Here is a 26,965-nt window from a genome sequence, read left to right as displayed (position 1 = left end):
ACTCCAAATTAAAATCATTTCTAAAATAAGAAAATATTAATTGTACAAAATATGATATATACAAGATGTACTATTCCAAATAAGGTGTTTTAAATAAAAATATTGCTTCAAATATACAAAATCATTTTATAAAATTAACTTTTGTAAAAAAACAACTAATATATTAAATAATCAATTCAGTTTATATATGGTAAAATATATCCATCGCTGATATGTCCAACTATGTAATTTTCATAGCAGCAAAATTACAACTAGACTTATACAACATGATTCAAAACAAATGAAGGAGTGTTTTAAGTGAAAGGACATATTCGAAAAAGAGGAAATAAATATTGCATCATTATTGATATCGGTCCTGATCCAGAGACAGTAAAAAGAAGATAAAAGTGGTTTACTGGTTATAAGACAAAAAAGAAGGCGAAAAAAATTACGGAGTTAAATAAAGGGACTTTTGTGGAGCCGTCTAAGCTTGCTTTAAAAGACTATCTGGTTCAGTGGTTAGAAATTAAAATGAAACGTATAGAAAAGAATATCTACGTTTCTTATAGTAGCAACATGCCCCACCATGTTATAACTAACATAGGAATGATTGCACTTCAGAAATTAAATGTTATGCACATTCAAGAATAGTATAAATCAGCACTAGATAATGGTATTTTAAATAATTCCATACTCCTATTGCATTGGATAGTAAAAGCAGCTTTAAATCTAGCAGTTAAATAAAATATTATTTCTAGAAATACCGCGAAAACAAGTGAATTTTATTAACAAGTTTCGTGCAGCTTAACACATGTTATCATGTATAATACATATGAAAAGGAAATTCAGAATAACGAGGCAAATATTATGGACTTTGTTTATATTAATCAAAACGTATTAAATAATCTTCTATACATTTTATGTAGTATATTTGTTTTTTATTTCATATATGATAGCCGGCACTATTTAAAGAAATATAAAATACTACTGATTACCCTTTGTTCTAGTATCCCGCTTATTTTATGTATGCGATACCCTATCTATATGGATGAAAGTTGTATTCATGATTTAAGACAAATTCCGGTCATAATAGGTACGCTTTATGGTGGATTCCCTGTCGGTATCATATTGTTTACAATTTTATTAATTACGAGATTTTTATTTTATGGCTTTAACATGCTGACAGTTGTTGTTTACGGAATAATGTTCATCGTTACAGCACTCGCATCTTCAAAATTTAATACATATAATAGAAAACTTAAAGTAGCTTTTTCCATGTTTTTAACCTTTTTCCTAGCAATATTTACAACTTTAATTGTATTAACCTTATCAGATTTTGAAGTGAATAATTTGTATATTATTTATTTCATGGTATTACCGACTACTTTAATGTTATTTATTGTTTATATAAATGAAGTTATTAAAGATGCTGTATTAATGCGCTCAAAATTAATTAAAATGGAAAAAATGGAGATTGTTAGCCAACTCGCTGCAAGTATATCGCACGAAGTCAGGAATCCCTTAACGGTTGTAAAAGGATTTACACAGCTTTTAAAAACACAAAATTTAACTCCTGAATCAAGAGACGAATATATTAAACATATACTTGAAGAGTTAAATCGTGCCCAAGAAATTATCGATGATTACTTAACGTTTGCCAAACCTGCTCCAGAAAAATTAGATCAAATTTCAGTAAAACAAGAGTTAAATCGAGTTATTAATATGATATTGCCATTGTGTAATATGAATACGATACATATTACACAGGATTTTTCTGAGGCAACCATTGTTGGTAATAAACAGCACTTTCAACAATGTTTTTTAAACTTAATAAAAAACAGTATTGAAGCAATGCCTAATGGTGGTACCTTAAGTATTTCCTCATCTATCAATAATAGTAAAGTTGAAATACGAATTGAAGATAGCGGAGTTGGAATGTCACAGGAGCAAATACATCGATTCGGTGAACCGTATTTTAGTACAAAAACAAAAGGAACTGGTTTAGGTACAATGGTTGCTGTTAAGATTATTGAGACGATGCATGGAAGTTTAAAAATCAGAAGTATCGTTAGTAAAGGAACGACTTTAACGATTACGTTCCCGAAATATAGTAAGAATACGCATTAAAACAAATAAAAAAGGAGCATAGTCGCTCCTTTTTTATTTGTTTCGATACATAAGTATCTTCAATGTTTTTTTAGTTTACATTTGTGAAGACTAATTAAAAATTAGTATCCTCCGCCCCAGCAGCTGCATCCTACAATTATTAATAGAATGAATAACACAACTAATAAAGCGAAACCTCCACCAAAACCACAAGAACCACCGTAACTCATATTTTCTCCTCCTTTTGGTTTGAAAACTAATAGGTAGTTGATCATTTTAACTGGTTCGTATTATACATTATGTGTATATCCCTTTTTTGAGCATGTCTACATAAAAATAAGTAAAAGCACTCATGTAAGAGTGCTTTAAAACGGATACCAAAAGTTTTGAAATACGTTTAATTTTAAATATACCGCAACAATGAATATGAAAAAACCGGCAAATAAAGCGATGAAATCTTCACATTTCGCCTTACTTGTATAAAACCATGTACGTTTATCCTTCTTTCCAAATCCTCTTAAATCCATTGCATTTGAAACCGTATCTATTCTTTCTAGAGAATGAATGATCAGTGGCCAGAAAATTAAAACACGGTTCTTCATACGAACCCATAAACTTGCTTCTCCTTTTTCAAAAGCCACTCCTCTTGCTTCTTGCGCGTGTTTAATAATTTTATATTCAGACTGGATGTCAGGAATATAACGTAGTGCAATATTTATTGCATATGTAATCTTATAATGAATACCAAGTTTACTTAAGCTACTTACAAATTCGCTTGGATCTGTCGTGTAAATAAAAAGAAGTGTAAATGGTAATAACGTAAAATACTTTAATGAAAGTGTAGCTGCATAAAATAATGTTTCATATGTAATCGTTGCATATCCAACATGTAAAAACGCGGTATATGATTCAGTTAATTCAGATCCATGAGTTGGTGTAATAAATAAAATCATGACAGAGTTTAATAAACTAAATGTAAATATGACACTAAAAACAATTAAAATTTTACGAAATGGAATTTTAGCAACGCTGAGTCCGATACACCCAATAATAAATAATATTAGCAACACCCGAAAATCAAAAAATAAAAAAGTAAGCGTCATACAAAAAATAAATAAAAACAATTTCACTACCCCATCCATACGATGAAAATATGTACTATGCACCTTCCTCCCTCCTATTACTGTCTAAATAAAGCTCCATAAATTTTTCTGGAGATGCAATCCCACTAAATTTAACAAGCTTGGTTAAAGAACTCTCTCTTAAGTTGGCTCTTTGAAACGTTTCTTGATCACCAAATACATTAGACACTGTATTATCCGCAATAATTTTCCCTTCATGTAGAACTACTGCACGGTCTGCATATTCTAGTACGAGATTCATATCGTGAGTGATAAAAACAAATGAAATACCCTTTTTAGCTAAAGTTTTAATAAACGACATAAATTGTTTATAATGATAATAATCTTGTCCCGCTGTCGGTTCATCTAATATGATAAGCTTAGGATTTGTTGTTAATACAGATGCGATTGTTAATCTCTTTTTTTGCCCATAGCTTAGCGATTGAATTGGCCAATTACGAAATGGATATAAACCACAAATTTTTAAAGTTCCTTCTACTTTATTCTTAATTTCTTCCTTAGAAAAATTATGTAATGTTAATGTAAATGAAACTTCTTCAAAAACAGTAGGCTGTGTAATCATATGATTTGGATTTTGCATCACGTAAGATATGATTTCCCCACGTTTACGAATAGACCAAGAATTAATATCTTCACCTTTTAACAAGATTTTCCCATTTTTCATTTTGTTTATGCCTATAAGACTATGAGCTAATGTTGATTTCCCTGCTCCATTATGTCCTAACAGTGCCACAATTTCTCCTTCATATATTGAAAGGTTTACATTTTCTAATATTTTTTGTTTATTAGGGTATGAAAATGATAAATTCTCCACTTTAAGTAATTCCTTGTTTTTAGTATTCCCTTTTAATATGACTTGTTTCTCCATCCACTCTTTTATAACGTTGCTTACCTTTTCTTTTTGAAGGTTTTCCATTGGATATATTACGTCATTATTACTATCAAAATGTAATCTCTTTAATGCTTCGATGTAAATAGGCTCTCTTAAGCCGATACGTGGTAATATATTTGACGCTAAGATTTCTTTTGGTGTTCCTATCGCAATAACTTTACCTTCATCAATTAATATAACTTTGTCTAAATCCAGTTTTAAAATTTCTTCTATTCTATGTTCGATAATAACAATCGTTTTATTATATTGTTCATGTATATCTTTCATAAGTTCTATCGTATGTAAGGCGCTTAGTGGATCTAAATTAGCTAACGGTTCATCGAACAATAATATATCCGCATTTGTTGTTAATAAACCAGCAAGAGAAACTGTTTGCTTTTGACCTCCTGATAATTCATGTGGACTTTGTTTATGAAACATATGCATCTTCACCTTTCTTAATGAGTCCGAAACAATCTTTTTCATGTCATCTTGCTTTACACATTCATTTTCTAAATAAAAAGCTACATCTTCTTCTACTGTCAGACCAATAAATTGAGCATCTTGATCTTGCAAAATTGTTCCTACCAGTTTACTTTGTTCAAAAATACTTCCTTCCCTCGGGTCTTTACCGGCAATTAAAACGTTACCTGTGCTATTCCCTTCGTAAGAAAATGGGATTAGCCCATTTATACAATGAGCTAATGTCGACTTTCCTGAACCACTTCGTCCAGCAATTAGCACTTTTTCCCCAGGGTATATATGAAAGGTAATATCACTTAAAGTAGGCTGCGCAGCATGCCTATATTGAAAGGTGAATTGTTCAAACGAAATAATTGGTTGCATGTTAACATCCCTACTTTTCAATTTTTAAATGTGTATGTTTCTTATTGGATTTCGCCAAACCAATTGTAAGTGGCAATCCAAGTACTAAGAAAACGATGACATCGGAAATTGTTGCTCCTAATACTTGTATAACAATTTTGTCAAATGGTTCTCCCATCACAATAATATCGAATGCCCCAGCAAATATAATAGCAATGACAATACCAACTAGCCCAGTAATTGCTAAATAAGAAATATCCCCCTTGTTAAACGACCCGTTTTTCACACTAAAACCAACTCTTTTTTGAATAAGTCCCATTGAAAAACCAATAATTCCTGAACTAATAACCCAGCCCCACCAAATCCCCCATCCAGCAATCGTATCTGTTACGGTATGACCGATAAGTCCGATTAACAGTCCTGCCACTGGACCAAATAATGCTCCAAAAACAGTTAATATAGCTAATGCTGGTTTAATAAATGTATTCGGTGCAATAGAAAATCCCCAAAGTCCTAATATCCCGTATAATGCTGCTCCAATACCGATTGCTACTACTAACTTTGTTGATAATTTGTTCATGACAATTCCCCTCTCATATTAGTCAACTTTTATTACTCTATATTTAATTTAAAAATGAATTATGCATCGACACTCCCTTTCTATACAACAAAAAAATGACCTCTTACATAAGAGGTCATTTTCTTTCACGTTCAAGAATCCTCTTATCTTTCAAAAAACACATCGTGTCCTCTGCGGAATTAGCACCTTCCTATAAAATTGCATAGGGGTTGCTGAGGTTTCTTAGGGCCGTTCCCTCCACCTCTCTGGATAAGTATTAATTTGTAATTCGTATTATGGCACTAAAGAATGTAAATTTCAACACTTTTCTTACTATTTTTATTTTTTTATTAAATAGTGCATTTAAATCATTGTATTCTTATCGGAATTATGAAATAATAAATTCAAAATCGTTTCGGGAGGAATGCATTATGAAAGTTATTGGTTTGATTGGAGGATTAAGTTGGGAATCTACATCATTATACTATAAACATATTAATACACTTACACTCTCTCAATACGATCAAAATGCGAAGCTAATTTTATATAGTATGGACTTTGGTGAAGTAATTACTTTATTACAAAACCATCAATATGAAGAAGTGAAAAATGAACTAGTTACAGTTGCAAAAAAAGTTGAAAAATCTGGGGCTGAATGTTTATTAATGTGTTCAAATACTGTACATCTATTTGCCGAGGAGGTAGAACAAGCAATATCTATCCCGCTTCTTCACATTGGTGATGTAAGTGCTAAAGAAATGGTAGAACAGAATATAAAACGTATCGGACTATTAGGAACAAAACAAACGATGGAGCAAGATTTCTATAAATCACGATTAGCGAAATATAACATTGAGACAATTATCCCAAATGACGAGGAAAGAACTTTTATCCACCATGTCATATTAGATGAATTAAGTAGAGGGATCATTTCAGAAACATCTAAAGAAAAGTTATTACAAATTACAAAATCATTAATTCAAAACGGCGCTGAAGGTATATTATTAGGCTGCACTGAAATACCTTTACTCATCTCCCAAAATGATCTTACTATTCCCGTTTTTGATACTGCTTTTTTACATGCAAATACTGCTGTGCAATTTGCTGGATAAGAATATACAAGCATAAAGGTGAAAACCTCTATGCTTGTATATAGTTACGACTATTTATCCCGCTATTTGCGGGCAGTAAAGCCCCCACCAATTAAAGTTTTACTTTATTTAAAAGAGATTCAATAACTGCAATTGCTTCTTTTGAACCACCACATTCTATAAAGCTATCATTAAGTTTTCTTATACCATGTTTATACTTTTCATTTGAAAGAACATCTGTTACGGCCTCTTTTAAAGTGTGCACATTAACATGTTCTTTCAATAGTCTATGTGCCGCTTCAAGCTCAGTTAATCTTTGCGCTATCATTGGCTGGTCTTTATCATGCGGTATTATTACAAATGGGACATTATAATGAATGGCATCGTGTACGCTATTCATACCGCCATGTGTAATAAAAACATCTGCTTCATTTAATATTTCTGATTGAGGTACGTATGGAGCAATTATAAAATTATCTGGTGCTTTCTTAATTTTAGAAATATCATTTCTATCACCAATTGCCATTACAACTATCCCATCAAAATCTGAAAAAGTATCAATACAAGTATTAAAGAATGGTTCGAGTCCTTCAAGCAGTGTCCCCATTGAAATATAAATAACTTTCTTTTCTTTAAGTGATTCCAGTGGAAACTTTATATTTGTTTTACGCTTTGAAATACTCGGTCCAATAAAAATGTTATTTTCTCCGAACGATTCGCTATTAGGTTGGAAATAACGACTTGTGTATACGAGACAAACATCACCCTTATTATTCATAAATTGAAGATTATTCTTTGGTTTTACTCCAAATTTATGTTCCATCTGATTTAGTAATTTTTCAGAGATTTCCTCTGTTTGGAATGGCATATCTGCATTTGGATGAAAAGGTAATGTCTTCAAAAATTCTGGCGGAATTAAAAATATAGGTGAGGACACTACACCTGGAACTTGTAAATACTCCTTTACTAACTCTCCTGCGCCAAATATATCATAAATTACGAAATCAAAATTTATACTTTCACATAATTGTTTCGTAATTTCTAATATATATAAAGAAGTTTGAACATGCACATGAAAAAAAGCATTTAACCCAGATGAGGTTTCAGCATCAATAGAAATCTCTTTTAATAGATCCGGATGAGTATGTACAGTAGCTCCTAAATCTTCAATTCTATCCTTAAAGTTTGCCGTTGTAATATAATGTACATTATCCCCTCGTTCAGTAAAGGCTTTTACTAAATTTAATGTAGGGTTTACATGTCCCTCTGCTGGAAAATTAACCACTAAAATATTTAGCACTTATTCCTCACTCCTTACATTTCATTGTTTTAATTAAGCATACTGTTATTTGTACAAGTAATCTTCCCCTAATAGTCCTAATATGCTTGCTACATTATATTGATAAATAATTTTCAGTCATCAACATAAAAAAAAGCATCTACCTATGTAGATGCCTAACCGTGATAAGGAGTGTTCTGTGAGGTTAGAACAAGCGTTTCTGCTTGTCCTATGCTATCAATATATGATTTATTTTATAAAATGTGAATCGTTAATAGAATTATTTTATCCATTTTATATGGTCAAATGGATAAAATACCATTTCTACTTTACCTATTATATTTGATTCATCAATAAGTCCAAGTGTATTCCTACTATCTTTACTATGATTACGATTATCACCTAACACAAATAATTTATGCATAGGAACTTTTATTTCTCTAAAATTGGAAAAACGATTGGATACTTGTGACATATCTAAATGTATATACGACTCATCACGCTTTTTACCGTTAATAAATACCTCATCCTTTTTTAGTTGTATGTTATCCCCCGATAATCCAATAATTCGTTTCACATAGTAAGTAGGCTCGTCTTCTTTTTTTATAATGACAACATCTCCATGATGAAAAGACGATAAACAGACGTTTACCTTATTAACAAGTATATAATCTTTTTCATTCAAAGTAGGTTGCATCGAAATTCCTTCTACCATACAAAATAAAAAGAACTTATTAATAAAAATAACCCCTATTATAATTAATATGTAGCTACATATGTTCCTCCAATATTTTAGAATAAACAGCTTCATATATACCTCATTTCTAATCTATCCCCAGATAAAAACGCCTCTAGTTTACAGGAATGCTAGAGACGTTTCGTACATTTTAATTCTCTTTAGAGGCATCTGTTTTTGGCGCTTCACCAGTTAACCGCTTATTCTTCAAATCAAAATAAGCATCTAAAACTTCTTTTCCAATATCGGAGTTAATGCCCGATTTATCATTTTCAACCCACGGTACTACAACAGAAAATGCTACTTCTGGATCATCATATGGCGCATATCCAGCTAATGTTAAGTTATAACATTCTCTACGATCGCCTTTCGCATTTCGCCCAATTGCATTTTCTCCACCATATACAGTTTGTGCGGTCCCTGTTTTACCAGCTGGTTTATATGGTGCTTTTTGGAACGCTCTTACTCCTGTTCCATCTCCTTCTTGAAATACTTTTCTAAATCCTTCTTTTACTTGATTAATATATTCTTGTTTCATATCGATTCTATTTAAAACAACGGGTTCTATTGATTGTACTACTTTACCAACCTCATCTTTTTGAACGGTTTGTTCTCTAATCTCTTGAACAATTTGTGGTTTCATTCGATATCCTCCATTTGCGATAGTCGAAATATATTGTGCAAGTTGAAGTGGTGTATACGTATCATATTGCCCAATAGAATAATCTAATAAGAAACCAGGCTGATTATCTTTTTTTCCAATTTGCCCTGCAGTTTCATTCGGTAAATCAATACCAGTTTGTACGCCTAGTCCAAATTGCCTGAAATAATATCTCATTTTATCAAAATATTCTTGTTTAATATCTAGTGAACTATTTTTCACATAATCCACACCAGCAATTTTTAATGCTATATTAAACATATAAACGTTTGAAGAAACTTGTAACGCTCTTAGATCGTCTATATCACCAAAATTTTTCCAAGACTTCTTTTCCTTAGTTCCTTTAAACTTCATAGGTGCATCATAAAAATGTGTTCCAGGAGTTATTGCATTTGTTTCAAACCCTGTTAACACTGTCGCACCTTTAACCGTTGATCCAAGCTCATATGAACTTGTCAGCGTGCCTAAAGCATAATCTTCTACTTCCATTTTCCCGTCTTTTTCTACAAGCCTTTTCCCAGCCATTGATAATACTTGACCATTTTTAGGATTCATCATCACTACGAAAGCACGGTCTAACATTGATTCTGATCCTTTATATTGTTTTAATATTTTTTCTATGCTCTCCTCTACTTTTTTTTGCAATTCCATATCTATTGTTAAAGTTAAATTTTTACCGCTTTTCCCTTCAGTAACAGTTTCCGTTCTAATAGTATTTCCTTGTTTATCAGCAATGCTTCTTACTTCTTTTTTTGTACCATGAAGTACATCTTCGTATTGCTGTTCGATATAACTTTTGCCGACCCTATCATTTCGGCTATAATCACGCACTAAATAATAATCTAATTGTTCACGTGGCAATCCTTCATCAGCGTTTGAAACGTTACCAAGAACAGAACGGAATAGACCATCATTTACATAGATTCTCTCCCGATCAACTGATGCGTCTACTCCTGGAAGGTTCGCTAAATTTTCACTAATCACCGCATATTCCTGTTCACTAACGTCCTTTTTAATAATTTGAGGTGCCATTTGAAAACCTGAGGTCATTTTACTTTTAATAGCTAACACTTCTATATCTTTAGCCGTTAGTTCTTGAAGATTTTTGTCTGTAACGCGTTTCCTTTTTAAATCTTCTATTTTTTTGTCTAGCTCTTTTCCGGTAATATCCTTATCTCGGAACTTATCTATTTCTTTTTTTGATACTAAGTCTTGAGCAAGTTCTGGATTTAATTGCATCCAAAAGTCTTTCTTATCAGTCTCAGTTAACTTATCTATATCTTCTTGTGGCATTTCAATAATATCTGCAAGTTGTCTTGCTGATTTTAATATTTCTTCTTGTTTTACACCTTTCACCTTTGTATATGTAATCGTACGTAAAGACTTATTATCAACTACTGGATTTCCTTCACGATCAAATATTTTCCCACGTGGTACAGAAAGGCCCACGGTTGCATTTTCTCTCTTCTCTACTTCATTTTTATATGTTTCTCCATCAAAAATTTGCACTTTCCCTAACTGAATAATAATGCCAGAAAATAATAAAAATACACAAAGGAATAAAATATTTAACCGGAGAGGTACTACTCTACCACTTTTCTTCTCTTGCTTTTTCACCTTGTCATAATCTCCTCCTTACAATATTCCAAATAATAATCACATTTCTATATTAAAAGTAATGTACAATTTCTATACATTGCTTTGTACAAATATTAATATAGTGTTTAAAACTTAATAGAAATTAAAACAAAGGTAAAGAAAAGGTAAAGTTTACTAAATTAAATATAAAAAATACCCAATAACAAAAAGCTTAGTTTTCACTAATCGCTTTGTTATTGGGTATTAATTGATTTAAGAATTACTACTATTGCGTATTGCTATACATTTGTCGTCACAATTAGAAAGAGATTGTTTACTTAGTACTTTCGGTAAGTAAATAGTTACTGTTGTCCCGACACCAACCTCGCTCATGATACTAATTGTCCCTTGATGACTTTCAATAATTTTATAACTTAACATTAATCCAATACCAGTCCCTTTTTCTTTCGTACTATAAAAAGGTTCACCTAATCTCTTAATTCTTTCTTCAGGTATTCCTATTCCTTCATCTATTACATGAATGATGACACCATCATCATTTATTTCTTTTATGTGAATTGAAATTTCCCCACCATTTGGCATAGCTTCGATTGAATTTTGCAAAATATTAATAAATACTTGTTTCAATTGATTTTCTGAGCATTCAATAATTATATCTTTGTCATCCGTAAATAGTTCAACTTGAATATTTGTCATAATTGCTTTTGTATTCATTAACGATACGACATTTTTAAAAATTTGATAAATATTTTTCTTTTCTGTATTTATCTCATCTGTTTTAGCAATTGCCAGAAATTCTTGCAGGATCGCTTCTATCCTTTCAATTTCAGAAAGCATAAGATCAAAATATTTTTCTTGATCTTCTTTATTAATTTGAAATAACTGTATAAAGCCTTTAATTACAGTTAAAGGATTTCTTACTTCATGAGCCACGCCAGCTGCTAATTGACCAATTGCTGCAAGCGTATCTGATTTATTTAGCAATTCTTCTGTCTTTTTTCTCTCTGTAATGTCGCGTACAATAATCATAATTTTATCATGTAATAATGGTAAGCACCTAGCCTCAAAGAAATCAATACTTCCATTAAGTGTGAGTGGATATTCTACAATTACATTCGTTCCTTTTTCCTTCACTTGATTAATGGCTTCATGAAACTGCTGTGCTACTGAAGATGGTAATACTTCGTAAAACTTTTTTCCCATAAAAGCTTCTGCGGGTACGTAAAACTTTGTAGGAGATCCTGCCTTGTAATCTATAATTGTGCCATCATCTTCTGTTAAGAAACATAAATCTGGTAAAGCTTTAAAAATTAATTCCAGTTCAGATGTTTGTTGTTTTAACTGCTCTTCTATCGCTTTTAAATGTGTAATATCTACACCAACAGCCCAATAACTATATCCTGTTACAGGAAACTGTTCTGATATATTCGACCACATTATTGTTTTGATTTCACCATTTTTACATGTTAAGTGCATTTCCCAATCTCTGAAATTTTTTCCACAAGTTAAAAATTTCTTTTGTATTTGATGGCGATAATTATAATCAGGATACAGTAATTGCAGTGCATTGGGATTTCCAATTATTTCTTCAGCGGTATAACCTGTTACAATTTCACATTCTCGATTCCACAAAACAAAATCTCCATTATAATCAAGCGCATCGACCATAACAGGCATGTTTTGTAAAATCGTATGTAGTTCCTCCTCTTTCCGAGAAAGCAACGTTGTATTTTTACTTTGAAATACTTTTATTGCGCCATCTAAAATTAAACTTGAGAGCATTTCAAAGTATTTTTGACAACTAAAAATTTCACTTTTTTTGGACCATACAACAAAAGATCCTAAATGTTGATTGTATAAGAAAATGGGGATTTCAATCTTTGGAAGTTTACTCTTTTTTATCTCATTCATTCCGAATGAAAAAACACACTCTTTTTCAGCATCAAGAAGTTGATGTGATATGTTAGTTAATTGATAAAATTGTTCTGCCATGGTTTCTATTGTACTCACATCAATAAGTTCCATTAGCCGCGAATTCATTCCTTTTTCACCTCAATATGTAAAATTCATACAAATCTAAAATTCATACTTCTTCATTATACGAAGAAAGCTAGTGTAGGTATATAGCTGTAGAATAATTATTCGAACAAATTTTATTTTTCACTTAAAACAAGAAAAGAATATATATACTGAAGATACCTTTAATTAGTATATATTTCGTTGATGCCTCACTTATTGTCTAGGTAACTTGAATTCCTCCTTACATTCACTGAATTTTCACTTGAGAGTCATACACGTTACTAATAGCGGTATAAACATGCAATAAGTATAAAGTTCATAAAATATTCACAATTTTTATGAAAAATATAAACATTTATTCCAATATATTCTATATAATAAAATGTAATAAGGCTTCTATGAATCTCATAGAATACCTTACCCCTAATAAAAAGAAAAAAGAATCCACTTGGATTCTTTTTTCTTTTTTAATTACATTACATATTTATATAAAGCATGTGCCACACCATGTTCTTCATTTGATAACGTTTCGTATTTACACATTGCTTTTATTTCTTCTACTGCATTCCCCATTGCAATTGATATGTTCGCTTTTTCCATCATAGAAACATCGTTTAGCCCATCACCTATCGCTACAGTGTTTTCAACCGGAATATTAAGATGTTCTGCTAAAGTATATAATCCATTCCCTTTTTGAGCATCTCGATGATTAATCTCTAAATTGTGCCAATATGAAGATGTAATTGCTAAATCTGTATTATGAAGAAATGTTTCTTTGAGTTTTTTTAATTTCTCAATTTCATAAGAAAATGGTAATAGTTTATGCACATGTATATCTGTTTCTACAATTGGTTTACAACTTTCCGCACTATGAAACGCTGTATGCTCAAGATATAATGCTGCGATTGTTTCTAACTCTTTCAAGTCGAAATTTTCTTTTGAATTCTTTACATACTCAATTTCATTACGTACACTCTCTACTCCATAATCCGGTACATACACACCTTTATCAGTATAGAGCTGATAATATAAACCATTCTCTTCAAGATATTCTACAATCTCAAGTGCCTGCATATTTTGAATTGGATATCTCTTCATCATTTTTTTATCTTTATATATAAGAGCCCCATTTTCCGCAATGATTGGACACTCTAAATCAACTTCTAACAATAATCGCTCAATGTCAACAATAGAACGTCCTGTACAAATTGCTACAACATGGCCAGCTTCTTGACATGTTCGAATTGCTTCTGCATTTTCTTTACTTATCATTTTATTCCCCGAAAGAAGAGTTCCATCTAAATCAATTGCGATTAATTTCATTATTTCTTCACCACTTTCTATAAATACACGAGTTCTAATTAATTATTAGGTATCGTTTTCATACAATCCTCGTGAGGTACTTCTTATTTATAATTTATGAAAAGCGTTTCAGGTCAAGAAATAATTAAAAATAAAATCCAAAGCTTTTCTTTTTAAAAAAGCTTTGGATTTTAAACTATGAATTATAACTAATGTATTTTGTCTCACACATGTACACATTTTTTTCTTCAGTTGGGATATATACTTTAAACTTTTCTAACCGTTTTCCATAGACATGAATCGTAATAACGCTTTCATTTTTGCTAATTTCAAGAATATGACAATCCGCTGGTGGAATTACTTTATCTGTTTCTCCTTCTCCCAAATAAAGATTTCCTGTATGTGTTAAATAAACAAGTGAATTTCCAAGTTGTTTCGTTTGTATAAAGTTCTGCACCATAATCCTTCCTGAAAAAACGCCTTCTACTCCCCATGTGCCGTCATGATCATGTAAAGGTGTAGATTGTCCATCTTTCCATACGAGAGCTAGTACTTCAAAACGTTTGAGCGGATCTTCATACAATAAATGTCGTGCATATTGAGTCAAATTGGCCTTCTGTTTATCTAACGGAAGCCATGTTTTCTTTTCTAAAAGTTCTTCTAGTAACTTTTCAATGCCACACACTATTTCTTCTTCAAATAAACCGTTTTCCATAAGATCTGTAACACCTTTAATAAACTTTTGAAATGATTTACTTCCATTACAAGTCAACATAAGAATCCTCCTCTACGTTTTATACAATTCCATATTAAGGTGATTACCGAAAACTCACAATTGAGAAACAAAAAACAAGATGCAAATGTATGCACCTTGTTAAGATTTTTATTTAGCTTTCAATCGAATAGGTAAGTATTTTAATGTTTGTTCATTTTCCAATATACATTTTTCTAAATAGAAAGATGGAGATAGCTCTATTTTTTCAAAAGCATTTATAAAGGTAGTTAATGCAATCTCAGCCTCTAAACGTGCAAGTGGTGCTCCTAAGCAAAAGTGAGGACCTTTCCCAAAGGTTAAATGCTTTTCATTTCCTGTTCGATGTACATTAAATTGAGAGGCTTGTGAAAATTTTTTCTCGTCTAAATTCGCTGCACTAACCCACGCAACAATCATCTGATCCTTTTTCATTAAAGAACCAAATATATTTGTATCCTCTGTAATCCTCCGGGCTAATGTAACAGGAAAGCGATAGCGTAATACTTCCTCAATCGCTTTTGAAATTAAGTTAGGTTCTTTTCTTAACTCTTCATAAATTCCAGGTGAATCTACTAAAAAGCAATAAAAGCTATTAATAATTAAATTTGTAGTGGTTTCATTCCCAGCTGCTAGTAAACCTAATGAAAAGGTTACAATTTCTTCATCGGTTAATCTTTCGCCTTCATATTCAGCTCGAATTAAATCAGAAATGATATCATCGGTTAAATGATATCTCTTTTCCTGAACAATCGGTAGAAGGTATGCTTTGAATTCATTTAATGCTATCCCTTTCTCAGCATCCAGATCATTAAACTTTTCTTTACTATACGGCATAAATAAAATATCAGACCATTCTTTAATTTTTTTACGATCTGTTGTTGGGACTCCTAATAAATCAGAAATAACGGTAACAGGTAAAGGTGCAGCAAACTGTTCAACGATATTAACTTCACTACATTTTTCGATATGTTGTACAAGTTCATCTGCGATGGCCTGTATTCGAGGTTTCCACTGTTCTAAACTTCTTGGAGTAAATGCCTTAGAAACAATGGAACGTACATTGCGATGTTCTGGTGGATCTGTAGAGTTTATATTTATTCTAGTTTCTAAAGGAGGGATTGAGAATTGTCTGCGCTCCCTTCTACTTGAAAATAAGCGATAATCTGATAAAACACGATTTACATCATCATATAAAAAAACATTCCATACATCCTGCTCTTCATCATAATGAACTGGGTGATTATCCCTCATCAAACGATACCATTCATATGGATTCCATAATTCTTCTTTTGTTTTCAGCTTTGAAATTTCATGAACTAAAATAACATTTTCAGGTGAAGCCATAGTTCTTTCCTCCCTTTTCTTTTACAATAAAAGTGATAGGTCGGCAGTTCAAAGTTGTATAAACTATCATATGTTATTTTAACATATACTAAAGGGGATTTTTCATTAGAGAACTTGAGAAATATATAAGGGGGATTTTTATGTACGTTGATATTTTACTACTAGCAGAATTAACGACCGGACCAAAACATGGATATGAAATCAAAAAAAATGTTCAAAATCGTTTAGGTGAGAATTTTGAATTAAATCACAACATGCTTTACCCTGCCCTTCGGCGCTTTGAAAATATGGGTGCTATAACGAAAAAAATACATAAACAAGTTGGAAAACCAAACCGAAATATGTACGATATAACAGAAACAGGAGAAGAAATTTTTTCTGAAATGTTACGAGAGTTTCCCGAAAAACTTGCGACAAATAATGCAGAATTTCTTGTTCGTATCGCGCTATTTGAAAAACTTGAATATGAAGCTAGAAAAGAGATTTTGACTGTACGTCAAAACGTACTACATAATCAACTTACCGCTATTCAGTCTCTAGAGGTTACCTCAGCCTTTATTACTGAAGTCATTGAATTTAGTAAATCACGAATTGAACATGAATTGAGTTGGATTACATCACTTATGAAGAAAATATGAAAAAATAACAAAAAAAGCTAAAATTAATGAATGAAAATGATATTTATTATCAATACTATCATTAATAAAAGGGCAACCACGATTTGGCTACCCTTAAAGAATTTACACTTCTGGATCGAATGTTTTGCAATCTGTTTCTTCCGTTGTAGATGCATGTTTACCTTTATGACTTACTACGTAAATTGCCTCTGCACTACATTTATTACCGTTCGCCCAAAATTTACAGTTGTTTACTTCACATAAAACGTCTTGTGCCATAGTATCACACCTCCTTGTTCTATTATCATTAACAAAATTCGGAGGTATGATACTATTTGTCATCCATTTTTCATTCCCTTTTTAGCTTTCTTAATGGTTCAATATCTCCGCGTACAATAGCATCAATATTTCCAGTTATTTTTTCAATATCAAAATGCCACCATTGAATTTGCAATAATTCTTGAATTATTTCATTTGAAAATCTCTCTTTTATTTTATTTGCAGGGTTTCCACCAACAATTGTATATGGTGCGACGTCTCTAGTCACAACAGATTTAGCTGCAATGATTGCACCATCCCCTATTTTTATTCCGGGCATAATTGTTGTATCCATACCAATCCAAACGTCATTTCCTATAACTGTATCACCTTTATAAGGTAAATCAGACAAACTAGGTGTATACTTCTCCCACCCATTTCCAAATATATTAAATGGATATGCCGAAAATCCATCCATCCGATGATTGGCTCCGTTCATAATAAAGTTAACTCCAGATGCAATACAACAAAACTTTCCAATAGTAAGGCGATCTCCAAGAAATTCATAATGATGTAATACTCGATCTTCAAATGTTTCTCCATCTTTCGCATCATAATAAGAATAGTCACCAACAAGTATATTAGGTTTTGTTATTATATTTTTTATAAATTGAACGTTTTGATTGCCTTCAATAGGGTATTTAACATTTGGATTAGGATTCATTTTGTATAGCACTTCCTTTACCACTTATTTCACTTTCTACCGCTATTACTGGCTTTAAATTGTATATAGGTAAAATAAACAATAATCCAATTATAAAAAGTAAAGCCGTCCCTTCATACAGCATACTTAATGAAAACATCTCTTTTAATGAGCCAGCTATACTCATCGTTACTACCATTGAACCGGTAAAAAGCGGACTTAAAATACCATTTACACGACCTATAAAATCGGTATCGCTATTTTGAATAATAAGCGTATTAATACCAATTTGGATACAAGGAAGAGCTAAACCACTAAAAAGCTGCGCTGTAAGTGTCACCCATAAATTTGTAGAATATCCTATAATGCCAATACCAATTGCTTGACCAAGCATACCGATAATTAACATCTTTTGCGGAGCAACGTTTTTCGCAAATACCATTGCTAATGCTCCGCCAACAATCATTCCCGCACCATTTACTGTTAGTAGCCACTGTAAACTCTCTTTTGATAATCCTAACTGCTCAGTCACAATAAATATACCTAATGGCTGAATTAATCCTATACCTAGTCCTGCAGCCATAAAACAAAGCCCTAGCAAAGTTAATGCTTTTTTCTTTTTGACATACTTAATACCATCCTTCATCTCCTGCAACAGAGTGATATCCTTCTTTTCTACGTCGTTTTCAAGATCTTTCGGAAGGAATAACAATACAACTGCCGCAAGTAAAAACGAAATACCTGTTATGATGATTGAAATATAAATTCCAAAACTATGAAAGATAAATGTCCCTAGTATTGGTCCTAATACCATAAATATTGCAAATATCGTTTGATATATAGACATTGCTAATCGAATTTGTTCCGTTGATAAATGTTGTTTAAACAACTTCATTCCAGATGGTTGTGAAAACTGTGAAAGGATTGCAGAGATGAGTGTCACAAAAAACACAATTTTCCACGTTCCAAACATAAGCGTAATTAATACAGCGAATACTGAAATGGAACTTAACGTTTCACACCATATCATTGTCTTCTTTGGCTTCCACCTATCAGCAAAAGTACCGCCAATAAATGAAAAAATAAAAATTGGAGCGAATTCAGCAACTGAAATCATCGAAATAGCAAAAGCATCACCTTTTGTCATTTCCATTACATATAGTAATACCGCAAAGTTTCGAACCCATATTCCTATTTGTAAAAATAATGCTGATGCTAAAATCCCTTGAACAAACCGATTTTTTAATACTTGTGATACCCCATTGTTTTGTTTCGTTACTACATTTGTCGACATAAAAAAGCCTCCTATTTCATGTTCTGAACAGGAGGCAGCACAAATCATATAAAAAGACTATATATTCGCAGAGCGATATACATCCCTTTTCTATAAATGTACAGACTAACCCTATTCAGAAGAATATTTCGTTTTTTAACGAAGATCTCTTACAAATAGAATTAGTTGATCATTGGGATGTTTTCACCCTTCCGTTTCGAATTTAAATAACACATACATACTCTATGTAAATCATTTTCGATGTATGCATGTCTCCTTTTAACTATTCTAGAAAGTTAAAGGCAATTCCTCTAAAGAACGCATTAAATAGTTACCTTGCCATTTAATTTCTTCACGATCGCCTTTTATTTGTAGTTCAGGCATTCGATTAAACAAAGTAGTAATAGCAATCTTTGCTTCTAACCTCGCAAGTGGAGCGCCTAAGCAGAAATGGCTACCATGACCAAAGGCAATGTGACGGTTGTTCTCCCGTGTAATATCAAATATTTCTGGATTTTCAAATACAGTTTCATCACGGTTTGCAGAAGCTAAGGCAATGACAACCATATCTCCTTTTTCGATTGTTTGGTCGTGAATTTGAAAAGGTTCCGCTGCCCATCTTGCAGTTGTAACCTCAACTGGAGAATAATAACGCAATCCTTCCTCAATAGCCGAATCAATTAGTTTTGGATTATCTTTTAATAACTGTAATTGATTTGGATTTTCAAGAAGTGCTAATACCGTATTTGTAATTAAATTCACTGTCGTCTCGTGTCCTGCTACAATTAATAGCATTATCATTGAATATAGTTCCCGAGCGCTAAGTTTATGTCCTTCACTCTCTGCAAGTATTAAAGCACTCACTAAGTCTTCTTTTGGCTCTTTTCGTTTAATATCAACTAAATATTGAAGATATGTAATAAACTCAGATAGTTGTTTTTCGGTCTCTTTTATTTCTTCAGGTGTTTCTGGTGATGCAATAACAGCATGAGACCAAATTCTAAATTTCGCTTGATCTTCTTTTGGAATACCGAGCATCTCACTTATTACAATAATCGGTAATGGAAATGAATAATCATCCACAAGATTTAATGTACCTTTTCGCTCTATATCACTTATCAAATCATCTGCTATTCTCTCAATTCTTTTGTCTAATTGTGCAATCATCTTCGGTGTAAAAGCTTTTTGAACTAAAGATCGTAAACGACTGTGGTTAGGTGGATCTGAATTTAACATATGTGTTGTTAAGTGGTCACTATTATCAACGGAAAGATACATGTTCTTTATATCTTGAGAAAACACATTTGTCCAATCTTTTTTTAAACGATTATCTTTTAAAAGTGGCAGAGCATCTTCATATCTAGTAATGAGCCATTCTTTACCGATTTCAACTTGGTTTACAAATAATATAGGTTGTTTTTTTCGCGATTCTTTATAAATTTCATACGCATCTTCTTTAAACTGAGCTGAAGCTAAATTAATGCCATCCTCTATGCTTAACCCAACTTTGTTTTTCATTGACATTGTATTCCCTCACTCTCATTTGTTTTTGAAAACCAACCCAACATATGCATTATACTCTAATAAAAACGTGAAAATTGTAAATTTTTAATCAAAATCTTACTTCGTATATTGAAAAATAAAAAAGTGAGAGAGTAAAATCGTTTCACTCTCCCACTTCTCTTTATGCGAAGCACATAAAATTACTAATTTGTTGATAGCGATAACTTACTTTACGACGACGACCACCTTGCCACGTGTAACCTGACACTCCATTTCTTCTCACTTCAGTCGGAAAAAACCATAAGTCCCTTCCGAAAGGACCAGGACGATGTAAGCGTAAATAGCCCCATCTTCCTAGACAGTTACACATCCATGATTTCATATTACCTGATTGAGCCGGAGAAGCAAATGTAGACGGTAACGACGGCGCCTGTGACGGTGGTGGTGACGTTGGAGCATCTTCCGCATCATCTGGTCTGTAATCTTCTTGTTCAATATCTCTCACTTCATTTGTAGGTTCATACCCGTAGTCATGTGGATTATAATACATCGCTTGATCATATGGATAATTTTGTTGGTTATACATATTAACAAATCACCTTCTTTTCATTCATTACCTTTACCATTCATATGTGATATGCCCTCTCTGGGAAGCTTATGTATAGCCCAAATTCAACTTAAAAAGCTCGTATTATTAAAAATACGAGCCTTTCAAAAATAGAATGTGTTTATTATTTCCTTAACTTCACACTATAAAAACGCATTTCATCTAACGAACCTTCAAATTCAAATACTTCTTGTTTAATTAATTGTTTCAAACGATATTCTAAGAAAGTATCTCCAACCAATTGTTCAACAAGACCAAGTGCTTCACCAATTACTCTAGGAGCTTTGAGGAACTCTCGATCAGCACCCACACTTTTCGCGCATTCAATTATAAATTGATCAAAATAATCTTCCTGTACAGAATGCACTTCATTTTCTTTCCACACTCTTAAACATTCTATGCTTTCCGATAATCTATCCCACTCATTTTCAAACTTCATGCGCTTCTCTTCAGTTAAATAAGGTAGCTTTATAAAACTTTTTTGGAATAGAGCTAAACTTTCAGGTGGTAATTCTCCCGTTCCACGAATATCATACTCTTGTTTTAATATTTCTCTACTTGCTTCAGACGTATTAATAACTCGAATGTTTTTCTTATCCTTTAATTGTGCCATTACAAAACTTAGGCCTACATGTTCATGTGCATTATCAGCCTTCCAAATTGTAATAGGCGTTTCAACAGGAATAGTATGTAGTTCTTCTATAGTTGCTATAAATCTTGATAAATATTCTTCTTCAAAATAACTATCATAAGCTGTTAAGTTATTTATTAACCACTTCTGTCTTGCTAGTTGCCCCTCATTCGTATGCAACCTATATATCGGTCCAATTGAAAAGAATTCCGAAAAAGCAACAACACTCTCTTCAAATAATTCTTCTTGACTTAACATATATTTTAAGCAACCAGCCGTTGAATCATCAAAAGCAATATGTACGTGCATACTTTCTTTTACATTCCTTTTATAAGTAGGATTACTTGTTAATTGTTTCGGAATATCCATCAAATTTTTAATTGTATCTTCAGTATAGTTTTCTTCTAATAAGTTTAACTGTATGAGAATACTTTGAAGTAAATCTTTAGCCTCATCTTCGTACATATCCTCTACAGCATTTTTAATTTTATCTATCACACAAATCCCTCTATTCAATTCAAAAATAACGTAGATTATAGTGTATCATTTTAGTATAGTTCTTTAAAGTTAAATCCAGATTACTACAGCAATCTGGATTTTCAACAAAAGCTCTCCTTATATTTTTGAATTGCTAAATATTTTTACTTTGAAAATCCTTGTATCTAAATGTATAATTATATAAAAACAAAAATATAGGAGCTATATTTATGGATAAAGTACTTACAAATTATAAACATTACTTAAAAAATTGGAGATTTATATTTATTTGCATACTACCTGCTATTGCCTTATTCGTTACTTCCGATGTCATCTTTGAACTACTGTTTCATCAAAATTTCTACTTATCTAACTTAATTTCTGCTATCATATTATTTTTAATATTTATTAACGTTAAAGATAAATTTAAAATTAAAGGCTAAAAAACACTATTTCAAAATAGCTATTTATTATTGCATCCTACTATAAAATAAGGCTCGTAGTAGATTTTCATAAAAAATAAGAGCACCCTGCAATTGGATGCTCTTATGTGATTAGAGGTTTTTTCTGAGTATTAAGTAGGACACGAAGATCTTGTCCTACTTAATACTATATGCTTGTACTTATTATTTCGTGCATATATTAAGCACCATGTTCAGGTACTTAATATATGCATAGTCATTGCTAAAAAATCTACTCAAATATTCACTGTACAATTTCATATTTATAAATTAAAAAACATCCCCAATGGATGTTTTTTATCTAACATTTTAAGCTTCCATAAACTTAGCCGGTACACCAATTTTTTCAACTACAGAAGATATATTAGTAGGATTAATCATTACATTTTCAATACATACTAATTTATTTTCTAATATCCCATTCTCTGTAGTAATAAGTTCTTCAAACCGATCTAAAGTCATTGAGAATTTATGTTCACTTCCACCATTCATACTAACTTTTACATACTTCATAGTGTCACCGCCTTTCATAATAATTTACATTTCGACAAGAAGGCGCTTACATCCTTTTTATTTACTCTTAGATTTCTCACGTTTACATATATGTTGAGAAAAGAAACTACTATTATTCACTCACAAAATTATTGCTAATAAGAAAGATAAAGATAAAAATGCACAAAGTGGAATATATAAACCCGTATCCATTCTTGCAAAGTGCGTATCTTTTTGTCGTTTAAAGATACCAAAATAGTTAAACTCACCAATTACTCTAATAGAAAAGACAATCATACAAATCCAGGAACCGACTTGAATAATAACATTAGGAACTGCAAAATGAACAATATTTGCTTGTTGCAACAAAATTATTGCTGCCATACTTAATAATAATGCAATGAACAATGTCATTCCGGTGCGAGGTGTAAACGCCTTTTCCCCTGATTTAGTTGGAATAACACTATTTGTCCCCCAATTACCTCCGAAAGCCCAATATACATGTAAAAAGCTAACTAAGAATAATATACAAGCAGATATATATGTAATGATAAGCATTTTATCCTCCCCTTATTTTAGTTCCTATCTATAAAATATGCTATTCCCCTCCGCAATAACAACCTTCATTTCATTACATAAAAAAACCGTAATGATTTATCAATATTAAGATAAGTCATTACGGGGTTATTAAACTTCATTATGCATTATACCTATTTCTTCGGCGTTCCATCCTTGTTTGACCTTGAACTGCATTTTCTTTGTATGGATCTATTTGCTCTGTCATTTCATATGTTGCAACTGGTTCTTCGTACTTATACTCATGGATTTTTTCTGGCATTTTACTTTTAGATTCTTTCCCACCAAACTTAAATAGTTTCATCCTTAATTTCGGTAATCTTGGAAGACGAATCTTAAATGATAATCTTTTGCGTTTCTTTTTTGGTCCAAGTAGATTTATATTTTCTTTATTATTATCTTTCTCTTTGCGGTGAATGAACATCGCAAGTAATCCTCCTATTACAAGTCCTCCAATTAATAGTAATATATATACATAATGGCTTGTCATTAAACTCGTTATGCGTTCAAGTATGACTAACGACTGTACTTCTTTTATATCCCATAGTAAAGCGGCCCATAATGAGAATAAGCCCAAAGTAAGTCCATATGTACGAAAACGGAATAAACATGGAATTAACGCGACACATGCAGCAATTTTCGCATTTGCTATGATTGAGCTTGTTGAAATATCCTGATGCCAAATAACTAACAGTAATGTTATAAATGGCGCATACGCTATCCAACTGCATATACGTGAATACATCTTTTTAGCAAAATAACTACCGAAACTAGTAAAAAATAAAAGCCCTCCAATATATATAGATTGTTCTAGAGGGATTTGCTTTGTAAGTCCTGCAATTGGAAAGAGGCCGCTCAGTAGCATTAAGAGCACATCTAATTTCTTCACAATTCCCCATTCCTTTCAAATTTTTTCAATTAATAAAAATCGTTTTTCCATATGAAATAGTTTTTGTATTTCTAAAAAACATATTAATCCTGTCTGCACATAAAGTAAATATGTAAACGAAAAGATACTTGACAAAGGATATCCTTATTTACATAAAAAAATGACAAATCCTGATCGATATAACGAGCAGGATTTGTTTACTAGTATTTAAAGTAGAATAATTGAATCTTTCTTTTCTACTTTTACTACATCTACATCCAATTCATCATCAAATTCTTTAAACTCTCTTGCATCTATGTCAGTAATATAACTCTTTATTACCTTTTCCATATGCATGGAATATGTCATGTGTACATTCTTTTTCGAAAGCATACTAGAATTACAGCACATGTAATGTATCATTTTAGCGATATAATCCCTTTCTACAGGTTTTACACCTAATGGTAGAATTTCAAGTATATATCGCTGAAAAATCCCACTACAATTAAGTGAATATTCACCAGTGCTATAATACATCCCTTTTTGATCTGCATATAAGCCAATGCTATCTAAAGCATCATCACATTCTATTAAACCGTAACTTGGTACATCAAAACCTGTATTTATTCTAATAATATTTAAATTTGGAACCTTTAACACCTCTGGAACAATTTCAGGTAAAATATCTGTATTAATTTCTTTATTTTGTAACTCTTTTATCCAATACCTTCTCAAATTTGCATCTACAATGAAATAAACTTGTTCATTTTGTTCTTTTGCATATTGTACAATTTCCATTAATGTTTCGGAAACATATTGTTTAAAAAGAGCTCCCATATCATTTCTCTTTGATGGTTGTGGTAAAAATGCATTATGTTTATTTATATTTAATAATACGTAATCAATCGTTTGCCATTCTGTATTCCCATATAATTTATATAAAATTTCTTTTCCTTTTATTTTTGAAAGAATAGGTAAGAAATCAAATTTCGATATTCGTTCAATTGATAAATTAACATATATACAAGGTAAATTTATCTTATTCCAACTACGCTTCAAAAATCCTTTTTGCTCTAATAAACTAAAAACACTATTTACAATTGTTTTACGAGATACACTTTGGCCTATAAATAAATTAATAAATGTTGAAATACGGTTTGCTCGTGCAAATCCCTCTCTAATGATTTGTTTTGGATCAATTTTTTCTCGTCCATCACAATTTTTCAATGCGATTAATGCTAATGTCGCATCACTGCGCTCGCCCGCGGTAGCATAGACAGCTTTCGTAACATCATCTACAAGATTTGTTTTATATTTTTGGCAATATTGCATTTTATATGGATTTTGTAACACCTTTTCAATATTGTATCTCACAATCTTTAATAACACTGGAAAATCTGTATTCAAAACATAAGAATTTTCACCAACTTTAGTCAAAACAATTTGACTCTCAAGTAATGCTTGTTCTATTTCCAGCACTATATTTTCAGACCAAACTTCTAATGTTAATGTCTCTAATCCTTTTGGTGCAAATAAAGGAAATAATTCATTTTTGTTATTTGTTGCTATCTTTTTACATTCTGGAAGTATTGTGAAATAAGAGAATTTACGCTGAAATTCTTTAAATAAATACTCTCTTTCCTTTACTTTTATACCCGGTTCTATTTTAGTACCTTGAACTTTATAAATTCTCTCATTGTATGGAAATAACACCCTTTTATTTTCCCCTACAATATAATCTTTCGGATATTGGAGAATATGGTCTAAATCCACCTCTCCCCCTATTTGAAAATCATCTTTTAAATTTCTAAATATTTTAATCCATTTCATACCGGTTGTAGCTTGTTGTATTTTTAGTTTTACAAACCGTATTTTTTTATTATTTGACGCAAACTCTGAGGTAGAAATCAATATCATGCCTCGTTTCCGTCTTAAAAGTAAAGGAATATCTGGATGATTATATTCTTGATATTAAGACTGTTTTTATGATTATTTCTTGTTAGTGTGTATTAATTGATTATGGCTATTATTGAAGATGATATATCAGCGATAATTTATGTCTATTTCGTATAAGTGTTAGCAAGTTCGTTTGCAAACTTGTTAGCACTTTTTTATTTCTTCTATTCTCCCATGAAAATTAGCATAGTTTTTATGAATTCTATATCTAGTAGAAAGCTCTCTATCATATAAAAGTATAATAATAGGTTAATAAACAAGCAGTTTTTTTACTAA

The 26,965-nt window shown here is 31.6% G+C and carries 25 protein-coding genes, 1 pseudogene and 1 riboswitch; of the genes and pseudogenes, 5 read left to right on the top strand and 21 right to left on the bottom strand.

Annotated elements, in window-relative coordinates:
• Positions 1 to 297: 297 nt before the first annotated feature.
• Both MKY21_RS13205 and MKY21_RS13200 read left to right on the top strand, forming a co-directional pair.
• Positions 298 to 720 (top strand): annotated as a pseudogene (locus MKY21_RS13205) (site-specific integrase); the annotation flags it as partial.
• Positions 721 to 846: 126 nt separating this feature from the next.
• On the top strand, positions 847 to 2,106 hold the full coding sequence (locus MKY21_RS13200; RefSeq protein ID WP_016118000.1) for a sensor histidine kinase: 1,260 nt from the start codon (positions 847 to 849) through the stop codon (positions 2,104 to 2,106).
• Between the two features lie 101 nt (positions 2,107 to 2,207).
• Here MKY21_RS13200 and MKY21_RS13195 read toward each other — a convergent pair whose 3' ends face one another.
• The 4 genes from MKY21_RS13195 to MKY21_RS13180 all read right to left on the bottom strand — a co-directional run bounded on the left by MKY21_RS13195 (position 2,208) and on the right by MKY21_RS13180 (position 5,503).
• Positions 2,208 to 2,315, bottom strand: a complete 108-nt coding sequence (locus tag MKY21_RS13195; RefSeq protein ID WP_000120182.1) for a YjcZ family sporulation protein — start codon at positions 2,313 to 2,315, stop codon at positions 2,208 to 2,210.
• Between the two features lie 135 nt (positions 2,316 to 2,450).
• On the bottom strand, positions 2,451 to 3,251 hold the full coding sequence (locus MKY21_RS13190) for an energy-coupling factor transporter transmembrane component T family protein (protein ID WP_016117999.1): 801 nt from the start codon (positions 3,249 to 3,251) through the stop codon (positions 2,451 to 2,453).
• Positions 3,244 to 4,944: an ABC transporter ATP-binding protein gene (locus MKY21_RS13185; protein ID WP_341076469.1), complete on the bottom strand. Its 1,701-nt coding sequence runs from the start codon at positions 4,942 to 4,944 to the stop codon at positions 3,244 to 3,246. Before MKY21_RS13185 ends, MKY21_RS13190 begins: the two co-directional genes overlap by 8 nt.
• A 10-nt stretch (positions 4,945 to 4,954) precedes the next feature.
• Entirely contained in the window at positions 4,955 to 5,503 is a 549-nt protein-coding gene (locus MKY21_RS13180; protein WP_001038210.1) for an ECF-type riboflavin transporter substrate-binding protein, read from the bottom strand.
• Positions 5,504 to 5,643: 140 nt separating this feature from the next.
• A riboswitch (SAM riboswitch) is annotated at positions 5,644 to 5,759 on the bottom strand.
• 154 nt (positions 5,760 to 5,913) lie between these two features.
• On the opposite strand from MKY21_RS13180, the gene MKY21_RS13175 reads away from it, so the two are divergent.
• Positions 5,914 to 6,594, top strand: a complete 681-nt coding sequence (locus MKY21_RS13175) for an aspartate/glutamate racemase family protein (protein ID WP_137074226.1) — start codon at positions 5,914 to 5,916, stop codon at positions 6,592 to 6,594.
• 91 nt (positions 6,595 to 6,685) lie between these two features.
• On the opposite strand, the gene MKY21_RS13170 is transcribed toward MKY21_RS13175, so the two are convergent.
• From MKY21_RS13170 to MKY21_RS13140, 7 genes are all read right to left on the bottom strand, one after another.
• On the bottom strand, positions 6,686 to 7,873 hold the full coding sequence (locus tag MKY21_RS13170; protein WP_000932148.1) for a macrolide family glycosyltransferase: 1,188 nt from the start codon (positions 7,871 to 7,873) through the stop codon (positions 6,686 to 6,688).
• A 259-nt stretch (positions 7,874 to 8,132) separates the two neighbouring features.
• The gene (lepB, locus tag MKY21_RS13165; RefSeq protein ID WP_000765191.1) at positions 8,133 to 8,663 is read right to left on the bottom strand and encodes a signal peptidase I; all 531 of its coding nucleotides are present in this window, start codon (positions 8,661 to 8,663) and stop codon (positions 8,133 to 8,135) included.
• A 76-nt stretch (positions 8,664 to 8,739) separates the two neighbouring features.
• The gene (locus MKY21_RS13160) at positions 8,740 to 10,866 is read right to left on the bottom strand and encodes a peptidoglycan D,D-transpeptidase FtsI family protein (protein WP_341076467.1); all 2,127 of its coding nucleotides are present in this window, start codon (positions 10,864 to 10,866) and stop codon (positions 8,740 to 8,742) included.
• 234 nt (positions 10,867 to 11,100) lie between these two features.
• Positions 11,101 to 12,888, bottom strand: coding sequence for a PAS domain-containing sensor histidine kinase (locus tag MKY21_RS13155; RefSeq protein ID WP_086392455.1), 1,788 nt, complete (start codon positions 12,886 to 12,888; stop codon positions 11,101 to 11,103).
• A gap of 450 nt (positions 12,889 to 13,338) precedes the next feature.
• The gene (locus MKY21_RS13150) at positions 13,339 to 14,190 is read right to left on the bottom strand and encodes a Cof-type HAD-IIB family hydrolase (RefSeq protein WP_000766387.1); all 852 of its coding nucleotides are present in this window, start codon (positions 14,188 to 14,190) and stop codon (positions 13,339 to 13,341) included.
• Between the two features lie 175 nt (positions 14,191 to 14,365).
• Positions 14,366 to 14,944 (bottom strand): cysteine dioxygenase family protein, encoded by a 579-nt coding sequence (locus MKY21_RS13145; RefSeq protein ID WP_000954437.1) that lies wholly within the window; start codon positions 14,942 to 14,944, stop codon positions 14,366 to 14,368.
• Positions 14,945 to 15,052: 108 nt separating this feature from the next.
• Positions 15,053 to 16,267 (bottom strand): cytochrome P450, encoded by a 1,215-nt coding sequence (locus MKY21_RS13140; protein WP_086392454.1) that lies wholly within the window; start codon positions 16,265 to 16,267, stop codon positions 15,053 to 15,055.
• 140 nt (positions 16,268 to 16,407) lie between these two features.
• Here MKY21_RS13140 and MKY21_RS13135 point away from each other — a divergent pair, with 140 nt between their 5' ends.
• Positions 16,408 to 16,905, top strand: coding sequence for a PadR family transcriptional regulator (locus MKY21_RS13135; RefSeq protein ID WP_016117992.1), 498 nt, complete (start codon positions 16,408 to 16,410; stop codon positions 16,903 to 16,905).
• A gap of 102 nt (positions 16,906 to 17,007) precedes the next feature.
• Here the strand turns inward: MKY21_RS13135 and MKY21_RS13130 are convergent, their stop codons facing one another.
• From MKY21_RS13130 to MKY21_RS13105, 6 genes are all read right to left on the bottom strand, one after another.
• Positions 17,008 to 17,163 carry a DUF1540 domain-containing protein gene (locus MKY21_RS13130; RefSeq protein ID WP_000046095.1) on the bottom strand — a complete coding sequence of 52 codons (156 nt, stop codon included), beginning with the start codon at positions 17,161 to 17,163 and terminating at the stop codon, positions 17,008 to 17,010.
• 70 nt (positions 17,164 to 17,233) lie between these two features.
• Complete coding sequence (locus MKY21_RS13125) at positions 17,234 to 17,866, bottom strand: Vat family streptogramin A O-acetyltransferase (protein WP_001069249.1); 633 nt, start codon at positions 17,864 to 17,866, stop codon at positions 17,234 to 17,236.
• Positions 17,856 to 19,139, bottom strand: a complete 1,284-nt coding sequence (locus MKY21_RS13120) for an MFS transporter (RefSeq protein ID WP_341076463.1) — start codon at positions 19,137 to 19,139, stop codon at positions 17,856 to 17,858. The genes MKY21_RS13125 and MKY21_RS13120 overlap by 11 nt, the downstream gene beginning before the upstream one ends.
• Before the next feature lie 267 nt (positions 19,140 to 19,406).
• On the bottom strand, positions 19,407 to 20,642 hold the full coding sequence (locus tag MKY21_RS13115; protein WP_016117990.1) for a cytochrome P450 family protein: 1,236 nt from the start codon (positions 20,640 to 20,642) through the stop codon (positions 19,407 to 19,409).
• A gap of 160 nt (positions 20,643 to 20,802) precedes the next feature.
• Positions 20,803 to 21,207 (bottom strand): hypothetical protein, encoded by a 405-nt coding sequence (locus tag MKY21_RS13110; RefSeq protein ID WP_000282681.1) that lies wholly within the window; start codon positions 21,205 to 21,207, stop codon positions 20,803 to 20,805.
• A gap of 145 nt (positions 21,208 to 21,352) precedes the next feature.
• Positions 21,353 to 22,357 (bottom strand): DUF1835 domain-containing protein, encoded by a 1,005-nt coding sequence (locus MKY21_RS13105; protein WP_016117989.1) that lies wholly within the window; start codon positions 22,355 to 22,357, stop codon positions 21,353 to 21,355.
• A gap of 209 nt (positions 22,358 to 22,566) precedes the next feature.
• Between MKY21_RS13105 and MKY21_RS13100 the strand changes: the two genes are divergently transcribed.
• On the top strand, positions 22,567 to 22,779 hold the full coding sequence (locus MKY21_RS13100; RefSeq protein ID WP_000362070.1) for a hypothetical protein: 213 nt from the start codon (positions 22,567 to 22,569) through the stop codon (positions 22,777 to 22,779).
• Positions 22,780 to 23,106: 327 nt separating this feature from the next.
• Here the strand turns inward: MKY21_RS13100 and MKY21_RS13095 are convergent, their stop codons facing one another.
• The 4 genes from MKY21_RS13095 to MKY21_RS13080 all read right to left on the bottom strand — a co-directional run bounded on the left by MKY21_RS13095 (position 23,107) and on the right by MKY21_RS13080 (position 26,644).
• Complete coding sequence (locus MKY21_RS13095) at positions 23,107 to 23,310, bottom strand: hypothetical protein (RefSeq protein ID WP_000878369.1); 204 nt, start codon at positions 23,308 to 23,310, stop codon at positions 23,107 to 23,109.
• Positions 23,311 to 23,430: 120 nt separating this feature from the next.
• On the bottom strand, positions 23,431 to 23,847 hold the full coding sequence (locus MKY21_RS13090; protein ID WP_016117988.1) for a DUF3995 domain-containing protein: 417 nt from the start codon (positions 23,845 to 23,847) through the stop codon (positions 23,431 to 23,433).
• Between the two features lie 139 nt (positions 23,848 to 23,986).
• Entirely contained in the window at positions 23,987 to 24,754 is a 768-nt protein-coding gene (locus MKY21_RS13085; protein ID WP_000732185.1) for a DUF3959 family protein, read from the bottom strand.
• 207 nt (positions 24,755 to 24,961) lie between these two features.
• On the bottom strand, positions 24,962 to 26,644 hold the full coding sequence (locus MKY21_RS13080) for an RNaseH domain-containing protein (RefSeq protein ID WP_000626121.1): 1,683 nt from the start codon (positions 26,642 to 26,644) through the stop codon (positions 24,962 to 24,964).
• Between the last annotated feature and the right edge of the window lie 321 nt (positions 26,645 to 26,965).

This window comes from Bacillus sp. FSL R9-9497 (assembly GCF_038005805.1).
Lineage (GTDB): Bacteria > Bacillota > Bacilli > Bacillales > Bacillaceae_G > Bacillus_A > Bacillus_A cereus.
The sequence above is the reverse complement of the archived record's forward strand: the minus strand, read 5'-3'. Positions and strand labels throughout refer to the sequence as shown.